Origin of the sequence: Vibrio sp. 5S239 (assembly GCF_041439575.1) — a bacterium.
In the GTDB taxonomy this organism is placed as follows: domain Bacteria; phylum Pseudomonadota; class Gammaproteobacteria; order Enterobacterales; family Vibrionaceae; genus Vibrio; species Vibrio kanaloae.
The window spans coordinates 17,702-30,042 of the sequence record NZ_JBGOOM010000022.1; the positions used below are offsets into that span (position 1 = coordinate 17,702).

The 12,341-nt window shown below is 45.4% G+C and carries 10 protein-coding genes; 7 read left to right on the forward strand and 3 right to left on the reverse strand.

What is annotated here, in order from left to right:
- Positions 1 to 404 precede the first annotated feature (404 nt).
- Both ACED48_RS15660 and yaaA read left to right on the forward strand, forming a co-directional pair.
- Positions 405 to 1,832, forward strand: coding sequence for a sodium:alanine symporter family protein (locus ACED48_RS15660; protein WP_032547896.1), 1,428 nt, complete (start codon positions 405 to 407; stop codon positions 1,830 to 1,832).
- 208 nt (positions 1,833 to 2,040) lie between these two features.
- A complete protein-coding gene (gene yaaA / locus ACED48_RS15665) occupies positions 2,041 to 2,817 on the forward strand; it encodes a peroxide stress protein YaaA (protein ID WP_017056105.1) in 777 nt (258 codons plus the stop codon).
- 122 nt (positions 2,818 to 2,939) lie between these two features.
- Here the strand turns inward: yaaA and srmB are convergent, their stop codons facing one another.
- Both srmB and ACED48_RS15675 read right to left on the reverse strand, forming a co-directional pair.
- Entirely contained in the window at positions 2,940 to 4,205 is a 1,266-nt protein-coding gene (srmB, locus tag ACED48_RS15670; protein ID WP_017056106.1) for an ATP-dependent RNA helicase SrmB, read from the reverse strand.
- Positions 4,206 to 4,312: 107 nt separating this feature from the next.
- Positions 4,313 to 5,041: a tRNA1(Val) (adenine(37)-N6)-methyltransferase gene (locus ACED48_RS15675; RefSeq protein ID WP_017056107.1), complete on the reverse strand. Its 729-nt coding sequence runs from the start codon at positions 5,039 to 5,041 to the stop codon at positions 4,313 to 4,315.
- A gap of 314 nt (positions 5,042 to 5,355) precedes the next feature.
- Here ACED48_RS15675 and brnQ point away from each other — a divergent pair, with 314 nt between their 5' ends.
- Positions 5,356 to 6,669, forward strand: a complete 1,314-nt coding sequence (brnQ, locus tag ACED48_RS15680; protein WP_017056108.1) for a branched-chain amino acid transport system II carrier protein — start codon at positions 5,356 to 5,358, stop codon at positions 6,667 to 6,669.
- A gap of 117 nt (positions 6,670 to 6,786) precedes the next feature.
- Here the strand turns inward: brnQ and fldB are convergent, their stop codons facing one another.
- Positions 6,787 to 7,308: a flavodoxin FldB gene (gene fldB / locus ACED48_RS15685; protein WP_017056109.1), complete on the reverse strand. Its 522-nt coding sequence runs from the start codon at positions 7,306 to 7,308 to the stop codon at positions 6,787 to 6,789.
- 150 nt (positions 7,309 to 7,458) lie between these two features.
- Here fldB and xerD point away from each other — a divergent pair, with 150 nt between their 5' ends.
- From xerD to prfB, 4 genes are all read left to right on the forward strand, one after another.
- Entirely contained in the window at positions 7,459 to 8,373 is a 915-nt protein-coding gene (xerD, locus tag ACED48_RS15690) for a site-specific tyrosine recombinase XerD (RefSeq protein ID WP_017056110.1), read from the forward strand.
- A gap of 26 nt (positions 8,374 to 8,399) precedes the next feature.
- Positions 8,400 to 9,179, forward strand: coding sequence for a bifunctional protein-disulfide isomerase/oxidoreductase DsbC (gene dsbC / locus ACED48_RS15695; RefSeq protein ID WP_017056111.1), 780 nt, complete (start codon positions 8,400 to 8,402; stop codon positions 9,177 to 9,179).
- 80 nt (positions 9,180 to 9,259) lie between these two features.
- Positions 9,260 to 10,996, forward strand: a complete 1,737-nt coding sequence (recJ, locus tag ACED48_RS15700) for a single-stranded-DNA-specific exonuclease RecJ (RefSeq protein WP_017056112.1) — start codon at positions 9,260 to 9,262, stop codon at positions 10,994 to 10,996.
- Between the two features lie 236 nt (positions 10,997 to 11,232).
- Positions 11,233 to 12,331 (forward strand): peptide chain release factor 2 gene (prfB, locus tag ACED48_RS15705; RefSeq protein WP_100208942.1). Its coding sequence is split into 2 segments (ribosomal slippage): positions 11,233 to 11,307 and positions 11,309 to 12,331, totalling 1,098 coding nucleotides; the frame shifts between segments, so codons are not numbered across the junction.
- Positions 12,332 to 12,341: the final 10 nt, after the last annotated feature.

Below are 12,341 nucleotides of genomic sequence, written 5' to 3' on the forward strand. Positions count from 1 at the left end.
ACGCAGATCTTCACTATACCTTGTAAAACCTAGGCTCGCGCATTTTTATAGGATGCTGTTCTCGTTTTGATTGAGCTGTGGTTTTTGTTGATATTATGTCCCGATAATGTGACTTTTGTTTGGCGAAATTGTTGAGGTTTGTGTTAACGAAAGGTGTATTATTAGTGAAATGTCATTCTTGTATGGGTTTAATTTCATATTGATTTTTAGCCCGTCTCGCTGCATTATCCGCCCGTCAAAAAATACACTGATACGTAAAATGGATGCATGAAGCGACATTTACAATCTAGATCGCAGCAAATAAATCAAAAACTAATGCCGACACAACTATTGACACTGGCATAGGTGATCTAGAGGAAGGCTCGGAAGCAAGATCAGTGCTTAAACTCAATTACGAGGTTCACGTGACAGACTTAATCAATTTGATGAACGATCTCCTTTGGGGATCTATCTTAGTTTACTTACTGGTTGGTGTGGGGATCTACTTCACGATACGACTAGGCTTCATTCAATTCCGCCATTTCGGCCACATGTTCTCTGTACTAAGAAACAGCCGTAAAGCAGACAGTGCTGGTATCTCTTCTTTCCAAGCTCTTTGTACTAGTCTCGCTGCTCGTGTTGGTACGGGTAATATGGCGGGTGTTGCTGTAGCGCTCACCGCTGGTGGCCCTGGTGCTATCTTCTGGATGTGGCTAATCGCAATGCTAGGTATGGCAACATCGTTTGCGGAAAGTACACTTGCACAGCTATACAAAACGCGTGATAACGACGGTAACTACCGCGGCGGACCTGCATACTACATGGAGAAAGGCCTAGGCATGCGTTGGATGGGGGTTCTATTCTCTATCTTCCTAATCATTGCATTTGGTCTTGTATTCAACGCGGTTCAAGCAAACGCGATTGCAAGCGCAATGAACACGGCATTCGACCTTGAGCGTAGTTACGTTGGTGTTGGTATCGTAATTATCTCGGCATTCGTTATCTTCGGTGGTATCCGTAAGATTGCGCGTACTGCAGAAATCATTGTTCCAATCATGGCATTGGCTTACCTATTGATCGCAATGTACGTGATGTTCGCGAACATCGAGAAACTGCCTGAAGTACTGGCTCTTATCTTCAAGAGTGCATTCGGTCTGCAAGAAGCTGCGGCGGGTGGCCTAGGTTACGCAATCGCACAAGCAATGATTAACGGCATCAAACGTGGTTTGTTTTCGAACGAAGCCGGTATGGGTTCTGCGCCAAACGCAGCAGCTTCTGCTACGCCTTACCCACCGCACCCTGCATCACAAGGTTATGTGCAAATGCTAGGTGTGTTTATGGATACTATTGTTATTTGTTCCGCAACCGTATCAATTATCTTAATGTCTGGTGAGTATGTACCACACGGTGAAGTTACGGGTATCGAGCTAACGCAACGTGCACTAACGGCGCAAGTTGGCGAATGGGGCGGTGTCTTTGTGGCGGTAGCGATTTTCTTCTTCGCTTTCACTTCAATCATTGCAAACTACTCGTACGCTGAAACGAACCTTATCTTCCTAGAGCACAACAACAAGAAAGGCCTAGTGCTGTTCCGTATTGTTGTATTAGGTATGGTTATGTTCGGTTCTCTCGCGACACTGCCAACGGTATGGGCACTGGCTGACGTATCGATGGGCCTAATGGCGATTGTTAACTTGGTGGCGATTATCCTGTTGTCAGGCATCGTGATTAAGCTAGCGAAAGACTACAACCGCCAACTCGACGCGGGTAAAGTACCGACATTCGATTCGAATGATTTCCCTGAGCTTAAATCTCAACTGGAAGACGGTATTTGGGATAACAACAAGAAATAATATTGTTGGGGCACTAAACCGCTCACCCTAAAATGATTAGAAAGGCTAAGGTTTCGACCTTAGCCTTTTTCTTTATCTGCCATTTGTCTCATTTTGTCTATCAAAGCTAATTCTCTCTATCGAAGTAATAGGAAGAGTCATAAAGACAAGTTGATGTTTTTTCTATACTCTAGCAGCATCCAGTTAGATAACCGATTAGGGTAAAGTTATGTTAGTTGTCGTTTCTCCAGCCAAAACACTTGATTACGAATCACCATTAGCGACGGAGCGCTTCAGCCAGCCAGAGTTTGTTGAACACTCTGCCGAGTTGATTGAAGAGTGCCGTAAGCTGACGCCAGCAGATATTTCAGCATTGATGAAAGTCAGCGATAAAATCGCAGGGTTGAACGTAGCGCGTTTTGAGCAGTGGAGTGAGACCTTTACCCAAGATAACGCACGCCAAGCAATCCTAGCCTTTAAGGGTGATGTATACACTGGCCTAGACGCTGAAACGCTATCGGATGAAGATTTTGACTACGCACAAAACCACCTGCGCATGCTTTCTGGGTTATATGGCTTGCTTAAGCCGCTCGATTTGATGCAGCCATACCGCCTAGAGATGGGCACACGCTTAGCGAATGCTCGTGGTACTAACTTGTACCAGTTCTGGGGAAATATCATCACAGACAAGCTGAATGAGGCGCTGAATGCTCAAGGCGACAATGTGTTGATCAACCTAGCGTCGAACGAATACTTTAAAGCCGTGAAGCCGAAGAACCTAGATGGCCAAGTGATTACACCGGTATTCAAAGATTGCAAGAACGGCCAATACAAGGTGATCAGTTTTTACGCAAAGAAAGCACGTGGCATGATGGCTCGCTACATTATCGAGAATAAAGTGGATTCAGTAGAAGCGCTGACCAAGTTCGATACCGCGGGTTACTATTTCGTTGAAGAAGAGTCGAACACGAAAGAGCTTGTATTTAAGCGTGAAGAGCAAAACTAGACGTTATTGATTAAAGGCAGTCACGCTGTACGGCGAGATACCATCCAGATAGAGAAAAGCCCCATGCAGCGAACTGCATGGGGCTTTTTGTTGAATCATTTAGAAGTTAATAAATGCTCAGATTACTTGTTTTTTACCGCTTTCTTTTTCTTAGCGATTTTCTTCTTCTTCGCGATCTTCTGTTTCTCTACCGCTTTCTTATCTTCTTTCTTTGGTTTCTTTTTCTTCGTTACGGCTGCTTTCTTATGTGTTGGACGCATGCCTTCAACAAAGCGTTCCTTGATTGCTTCGTCAGTGTAACGAGCCACACGTTCAATCATCAGTTGATCGTGCGCTTCGATGATAGAAACCGCGTTGCCTTTCTTACCAGCACGAGCGGTACGGCCAATACGGTGAAGGTAGACGTCAGCCGTGCGAGGCATATCGTAATTGATTACGTGGCTTACGTCGGGAAGGTCGATACCACGAGCAGCAACGTCAGTCGCTAGCAGTACGTTGACAGAACCGTCACGGAAACGAGCAATCGCATTGTTACGACGGTCTTGAGGCATTTCGCCTTGGATCCATGCACATGGGATTTGCGCACTTTCAAGTTGAGCTCGTAGATCACCTAGGCGATCACGCGTCTTCAAGAACACGATGCTGCGTTCAGCTTCCTTGGTAATGATGTGTTTTAGCAATTCAAGTTTGTGTTCTGCTGTGTCAGCACGGTGATACCACTGAGTGATCTTCTTACGCTCACGAAGTGATGATTTCGCATCGATCTCCGCTGGGTTCTTCAGTAGATCTTCAGTGAAGCCTTCAACACCTTTACCTTCTAATGTTGCTGAGAAAAGTAAAGTTTGTTTACGCCAGCGACACTCTGCAGACAGACGGTCAACAACAGGACCAAAGCCCATATCTAACATGCGGTCGGCTTCATCTAAGATTAGCCATTCGATAGCACGACAGTCAAAGCGCTCTGCTTCGATGTATTCCATCAGGCGACCTGGAGTTGCAACTACGATGTCTTGCGTTGTGCCAAGGATATCAGCGTGCTCTTGGTACATTACACCACCGGTGATGGTGAAGATGTTTAGTGCCGTATACTTTGCTAGCTCACGAGCTTGCTCAGTGATTTGCATTGCCAGTTCACGAGTTGGTGTCAGGATAAGCATACGGGCAGGACCCGCTTTTTTACGAGGGAAATCCTGTAAGTACTGTAGCGCTGGCAGAACAAATGATGCTGTTTTACCAGTGCCTGTTGGCGCAGAAGCCAAAACGTCTTTTCCATCTAACGCTTGTGGGATCGCTTCAGCTTGTATCTGTGTTGGGCGTTCGTAGCCCATTTCGTCAATTGCTTTTAGCAGCTCTTGGTTTAGATCGAGTTCTGCAAAGGTTCTGATCACTGTTGTTTCTCCACAAGCAATAAATGTTTCTGCCTCAAAAAGCAGACGATAAAAAAGAGTAGTCGGACATTATAGAAGCATTAGTGATTAGGATCACATGGTATTTGCTACATCTTGAGATAAAAATCTTTAGTAAGTGCAATAAATGCTGCGCTATAACCACCTTGATGATGAATTGTCAGCGATTCACGCTGCAAATCTTGCTCGCAAACAGGATCTTTAGATAACTCAAACAAGATTCGGCTCGCGGGTTTTTTGTCTGTTGTTTTCACATCAAGACGTTTTGCTAAGTGCCAGCCACATTGTTGGGCAAGTTTGATGAAGCCTTCCCCTTCTGGTGTTGGCAGGATAAAGCTGGCGGTTGCTGACTCTGTCGTTATATCGAAACAACGATTGGCCAGTTGAAGATGATCCAAGCTGTCACTGTGTCTAGCCGTGGCCCTTTGGATTTGTTGTGCCTGTGCTCCAGAGTTGAAGTAGGGTGGGTTACATATGATGGCATCGAACTGTTGCGGAAAATCTGTCGTTAAAATACTGCCGTGATGAAGGCAAATACGATCTTGCCAAGGCGACTGTTCAATATTGATGGCCGCGGCATGGATCGCGTGCTGATCAATATCAATGGCTGAGATTGAGGCCTCTGGGAAACGTTGTGCAACCATTAAAGCCAATAACCCTGTCCCTGTCCCTATATCGAGTACGGATGTTTTTTTCGCAAGGTTAACCCATGCTCCGAGTAATACGCCATCGGTGCTGACAGGCATACCGCTTTGTCCACCGTAAATAGAGAATTGTTTAAAATTGAAGTTTTTGGTTTCTACTATTTTATCTTTCATGAATGTTCTGGCTATCGATATATTTTAAGTGATTGGCTCTGATGTTAGTCAATTGTATAAGTAAATGTTCTGTATGATTGAATGTTGTTAAAATTTATGGTTAGTTTATAATTATGTCTATTTTTCTATATCCAGTGGAATCCACTGCTTTTTGTTTGAATATGCAAATTTATATGGTGTTTTTTTATGGTGACTTGCAGCTAGCCAAGTGTTTCGTCATTATGCGCGACTATTTTATAGATTGATTGACAGCCTCAGGCTGTAACATTCATGTAAGCACAACACAAATTCATAAATATAATTAAGGGTTATCTGTGAAACAGAGTCTTAAACTAACAGATGTATTAGCATTGGGCTTTATGCTTTTTGCGTTTTTCTTGGGTGCGGGTAACATCATCTTCCCACCTCTAGCTGGCCAATTAGCCGGTGATCACTTCCTTCCAGCGATGTCTGGTTTTCTGCTGACTGCCGTTGGTCTACCGTTAATCACTATCGTCGCTGTTGCAGTGGCGGGTGGTTCTTGGGGGCACTTAACAAAAGATCTTCCTAAGCAAGCTGCGACTATCATGGCTGTGCTGATCTTTATTATTATTGGCCCAGCATTTGCTGCACCTCGTACCGGCCTTGTTGCCTATGAGATGGCGGTGAAACCGTTCTTCATAGATGCATCTCAAGCTCACCTTACTCTCTTTTCTATTGCATTTTTTGTCGTTACGATCTTCTTCTCATGGTCGCAAGGGAAACTAATTGACGTGATTGGCAAGGTACTAACACCAGCGTTATTCGTTGGTTTGGTTATACTAGCCGTTGCTGTGTTTGTTAACCCTCAGGGTGATATTCTTGCTGCTCATGGTGAGTACATTACGCAGCCACTAACCAAAGGGTTCCTTGAAGGCTACAACACCATGGATACTTTTGCTTCTTTGATGTTTGGTATGTTGATTGTTGAGGCTATTCGTAGCAAAGGTATTACTGATCGTACGGCAACAACTAAGTATTTAATTAGCGCAGGTTGCATCGCGGCTGCTGGCCTAGCCTTTGTTTATATCTCTTTGTTTTTCTTGGGTGCCACAAGTGCAACAGTCGCTGCGGGTGTAGACAATGGCGGCGCTATCTTAAGCCTTTATGTTCAATCGTTGTTTGGTCCTTCTGGTCAGCTAGTGCTTTCTGTGATCGTACTATTGGCGTGTCTAACAACAGCGATTGGTCTTGTATCAGCATGTTCTGATTACTTCAGCTCGCTAACGCCTCTGCCTTATAAGACTTGGGTGATCATTAATGGTGTGGCTTGTGCAACGGTAGCGAATGTGGGTCTTTCTCAACTGATTTCCCTATCGGTACCTGTGCTATTTGCACTTTACCCAGTAGCCATTGCCTTGGTAGCGCTGACGTTCCTGCGTAGTCGCTTCCCTAATCCAAAAGTGGCTTACCGCGTAGTGGTATTAGTGTCACTGCTGTTCGCTCTTATCGATGGTGCTAAGGTTGCGGGTATCGATGTATCAGCACTAGACATCATGCCATTGTTCGATATCGGTATGGGTTGGTTGCTACCAACGACAGCGGCAATCATCTGTATGTTCTTCGTTGGCAAGTCAACAGAACAAGAAATGGCAGAAGAAACGGTTTAATCTTTCCGTTGAGATTATCGACATGACATAGAAAAGGCCTCATTACTGCGAAGTAATGAGGCCTTTTTGTATTCTGCTTCATCTTACATGAACAGGTGTTTGAGAGCGTATGTGTGCTTATAGTTTTTCGCTGTACTCAACCAGAACTTGTTCTACCCAAGTTGCGATACGTTCGTCGCTCAGTTCGTACTGTGAATCTTCATCGAGAGCTAAGCCTACGAATTGTGATTGGTCTTCTGTTAACGCTTTAGACGCTTCGAACTCGTAGCTGTCATCGTTTGGCCAGAAGCCTACAAACTCTGCACCGGCGGTTTTCAGTTCGTCATGCAAGAGCCCCATCGCATCTAAGAACCATTCGCCGTAACCTTCTTGGTCACCCAAACCAAACAGTGCCACAACTTTGCCTTTAACTGGCGTTGTTGCTATGTCGTCCCACAGTTCATTCCAATCTTCTTGAATTTCACCGAAGTCCCACGTTGAAATACCGAGCAGCAGAAGGTCGTAGTCAGCCATCAATGAAAGTGAGCTTTCTTTCACGTTATGGATATCAACTAGGTCTTCACCAATAATGCCGCGAATCTTTTCTGCTGCCATTTCTGTGTAGCAGGTGGTTGAGCCGTAAAATAATCCAATTTTCATAGCAAACGTTCGATTTTAATTTCAGATGGCGAATTCTAACCATAAATCGACTTCGATTGCAGCGATTATCCGCCCAAGTCGTAATTTTTATGGCATTCATATTTGCTCTGGCATACTCTCAAAACAGTTTCCAACATTGTGAGTAACACTATGCAGTCGCCTCAAGGGCAGAACGCAGACCACGGTCTCGTTGAGCAGTTTTTAGATGCTATGTGGATGGAGCGAGGGTTATCTGAGAATACGCTTGTTTCATATCGTACTGATTTGTCCAAACTACTGGCCTGGATGGAAAAGAACAACTACCGCCTCGATTTTATTAGCCTTTCAGGATTGCAGGATTATCAAGGCTGGTTAGCCGACGCTGATTTTAAGCAGACTTCTCGTGCACGTATGTTGTCGGCAATTCGTCGCCTGTTTCAATACTTACACCGCGAGAAAATCAGAGCTGATGACCCAAGCGCCTTGTTGATTAGTCCTAAGCTGCCACAGCGCTTACCAAAAGATTTGAGCGAAGAACAAGTGGATGCCTTACTCGATGCGCCGGATCCGAACGATCCTATCGAGCTTCGCGATAAAGCCATGCTTGAGTTACTCTATGCCACTGGTTTACGTGTGACGGAACTTGTTAGCTTGACGATGGAAAACATCAGCCTAAGACAAGGCGTGGTACGTGTTATTGGTAAGGGCGGTAAAGAGCGCTTGGTGCCAATGGGCGAAAATGCAGTGGATTGGATCGAGACGTTTATTGAACAAGGTCGCTCTCAGCTGCTTGGTGAAAAGAGCTCCGACGTCGTTTTTCCGAGTAAGCGTGCTAAGCAAATGACCCGACAAACGTTCTGGTATCGTATTAAGCATTATTCGGTTATCGCGGGTATCGATACTGAATTGTTGTCACCGCACGTGTTAAGACACGCTTTTGCGACGCATTTACTGAACTATGGTGCCGATCTCAGGGTCGTACAGATATTGCTTGGGCATAGTGACTTATCGACAACCCAAATTTATACTCACGTGGCGACCGAAAGGCTGAAGCAAATTCACGCTCAGCATCATCCACGTGCTTAAATCCATTTATTTTTAAGGTGAACTTAATGAGCGTATTACGCCGTCTTCCTCTATTAGCGCTTCCTCTTATGATTACTGCATGTAATGCATCAGAAGCGAAAGTAGAACCAACATCAACAGCCGTAGAAGCTGCTTCAGCTCAAGCTATTGATACTGCTGCGTTAACGAAGCGCTTTGAAAAAATCGGTATTAAGGTCGATAAGATTGTTCCTTCGGATATCGATGGCCTGTTAGAAGTTCAAACCAATAGCGGCGTTATCTTCTCTTCTCCAGAGGGCGATCACTTTCTAGCCGGCACACTTTACTCTTTGGATGACAACGGTAAGTTCAGCGATGTTTTGGCTGAGCGTCAAGCGCCGCTGAATGCTGAAAAAGTCGCGGCGATGTCGGATACGGTTATCGAATATAAAGCGGATAACGAAAAGCACGTTGTGACTGTGTTTACTGATATTACGTGTGGCTACTGTGTTCGTCTACACAGCCAAATGCAGGGCTACAACGATCTGGGTATCACTGTTCGTTACATGGCTTACCCACGCCAAGGTGCGACAGGACAAGTTGCCGATCAAATGGCAGCAATTTGGGCTTCAGATGATCCAAAAACAGCGATGCATGACGCTAAAGTAAACCGTCAAATGCCAGCATCTGGTAAAGATCTAGCAGAGCAAAAGCAGATCATCGTGAAACAATACCAACTAGGCCGTGAGCTTGGTATCAATGGTACGCCAGCTATCGTATTAGAAAGCGGTGAGTTGGTGAGTGGTTACTTACCGCCAGCACAACTTCTTCAGCGTTTAGATCAATAATCTCGTTTTTTGTATCGCCAATTTATCTTCCATGTTTTTGATTTAAGGAGTGGCCTGATTGATATCGGGCCCATTTTTATATGATAGAGATCCAACGCCGCCCTGAGGTCGACATTTCAGTCTTACCTGCTCACTTACCTGACTTGTTAAAGCGCATTTATGTGAGTCGCGGAATCGACAGTGCCGACCAACTAGAGACAGCAGCGAAAGGCTTGCACTCTTATCAAAAACTGGGCGGCATTGATGCTGCGGTTGAGCTGTTGTTCAACGCTATTCAGCAGCAAAAACGCATCATCATTGTCGGTGACTTTGATGCCGATGGCGCGACGAGTTCTGCGTTATCAGTGCTTGCTCTTCGTATGTTGGGCAGCTCTAACGTCGATTATCTGGTACCAAACCGTTTTGAAGATGGTTATGGCTTGAGCCCTGAGGTTGTCGAACAGGCAATCGAGCTTGGCGCTGAAGTGATCATGACGGTCGATAACGGTGTCTCTTCGATTGAAGGTGTGCGTTTTGCCAAAGAGAAAGGACTAGAAGTTCTGGTTACCGATCACCACTTGCCGGGTAATGAACTGCCAATGGTCGATGCGATGGTTAACCCAAACCTTGAGAGTTGTGCTTTTCCTTCGAAAGCCCTAGCGGGTGTTGGCGTCGCTTTTTACCTGATGATGGCGCTGTGTGTTCACATGCGTAAGCTGAATTGGTTTGCAGAGCGTGGCATGACCGAGCCTAAGCTGATGGAGTTGATTGACCTTGTGGCGCTAGGCACCGTAGCCGACGTGGTGCCACTCGATGAGAACAACCGAATCTTGGTCCATCAAGGTTTGCAACGTATTCGTGCGGGTAAAGCTCGTCCGGGCATTCAAGCCTTGATCGAAATTGCCAAGCGAGACGCTAAGCGATTAGTCGCCTCTGATTTTGGTTTTGCACTCGGCCCTCGTATTAACGCAGCTGGCCGGTTGGATGATATGTCTTTTGGTGTTGAGCTGCTAATGAGCAACAACATCCATGCGGCGCGCCGAATGGCGAGTGAGTTAGATGGCTTGAACCAAACCCGTAAAGAGATCGAAGAGGGTATGAAGCAAGAAGCGATGGCTTTTTGTGAGCGCCTTGAATTTGGTAAAGACGACCTGCCTTCTGGTTTAGCCCTGTTCCAACGTGATTGGCACCAAGGTGTGATTGGTATCTTGGCTTCGCGTATCAAAGACAAATACCACCGCCCTGTGATTGCGTTTGCAGATGGCGGCGAAGGGAGTATTAAAGGCTCTTGTCGTTCAATTCCGGGATTGCACATGCGTGATGCTTTGGACCGTATCGACACTCAAAACCCAGGCTTGATTCTTAAGTTTGGTGGCCACGCAATGGCGGCTGGCTTAACCATCATGGAAAAGGACTTTGAACGCTTCAGTCAGCTGTTTAACGATGTCGTGAAGAATGAGCTTGGAGAAACAGCCCTTAAAGGTATTATCTTGTCTGATGGTGAGTTGTTACCTGAAGAGTTTTCTATGCACACCGCTGAAACACTGCGTGCTGGTGGCCCGTGGGGACAAGCGTTCCCTGAGCCAATCTTTGATGGCGAGTTTAAAGTGCTGTACCAAAAGCTGGTGGGTGAGAAGCACCTTAAATTGATGCTAGAACCGTTGTACAAAGGCCACCCAACCAACGTAATGATCGATGGTATTGCTTTCAATGTTGATTTACGTCGCTGGCCCGATGCTTCGGTGAAAACCGTTCACCTTGCATTTAAGCTCGATATTAACGAATTTCGTGGCAACCAATCGTTGCAGCTGATGATTGATCATATCGAAGCCAAATAGTTCTTTTTAGGCTCAACAATTCTCATCATATAGCGCCAAATTCAACAAGCTCTATTCAAAAACAGGGCTTGTTCTCTTTCCTTCCCTTACAAATTTTACGTGTTTTTTCTGCCTGTCAATTTTATATCCCATTAAGTTATTGAATCTTGGTTCACCGCTCTAAAAAATTCTGTATCTCCGTCACACTTTTGAGTACAATTCTTCGGTTAAATTCTACTCATAAATGATGAGCTAAAATGTTTGAAATCAATCCTATAAAAAACCGTCTGCAGGATGTGTCTGAGCGCACAAATATCCTGAGGGGGTATCTTTGACTATGACGCTAAGAAAGAGCGTCTAGAAGAAGTAAACGCAGAATTAGAACAACCGGATGTATGGAACGAACCTGAGCGTGCTCAAGCGCTAGGTAAAGAACGTTCTGCATTGGAAGCGGTAGTAGAAACGATCGACCAACTTGACCAAGGTGTTGAGGATGTTGATGGCCTATTAGAGCTTGCGGTTGAAGAAGAAGATCAAGAAACGTTCGATGAGATTGAACCAGAACTGGCCGAGCTAGAAGCTAAGCTAGAGAAGCTGGAATTCCGTCGTATGTTCTCTGGTGATCACGATGCATCAGATTGCTACATCGATCTGCAGTCAGGCTCGGGCGGTACAGAAGCTCAAGACTGGACTTCAATGATGTTGCGTATGTACTTACGTTGGGCAGATTCGAAAGGCTTCAAGACTGAAGTTATCGAAGTGTCGGATGGTGATGTTGCTGGCCTTAAAGGCGCAACGGTACGTATTTCTGGTGAGTATGCTTACGGTTGGTTACGCACAGAGACTGGTGTTCACCGTCTAGTTCGTAAGTCACCATTTGATTCAAGTGGTCGTCGTCATACTTCATTTGCATCTGCGTTTATCTATCCTGAGATTGATGACAACATTACGATCGACATTAATCCTTCTGACCTACGTATTGACGTATACCGTGCCTCTGGCGCTGGTGGTCAGCACGTAAACACCACGGAATCGGCGGTACGTATTACTCACGTTCCGACCAACACAGTGGTTCAGTGTCAGAATGACCGTTCGCAGCATAAGAACAAAGATCAAGCGATGAAGCAGCTACGTGCTAAGCTTTTTGAGCTTGAGATTCAAAAACAAAATGCTGAAAAACAGGCGAGCGAAGAAACGAAATCAGACATCGGTTGGGGCAGTCAGATCCGCTCTTACGTACTGGATGATTCTCGTATCAAAGATTTACGCACCGGCATCGAAAACCGTAATACTCAAGCGGTTCTTGACGGTGACTTAGACAAATTTATTGAAGCTAGCCTGAAATCAGGCCTGTAAACTTACCAAG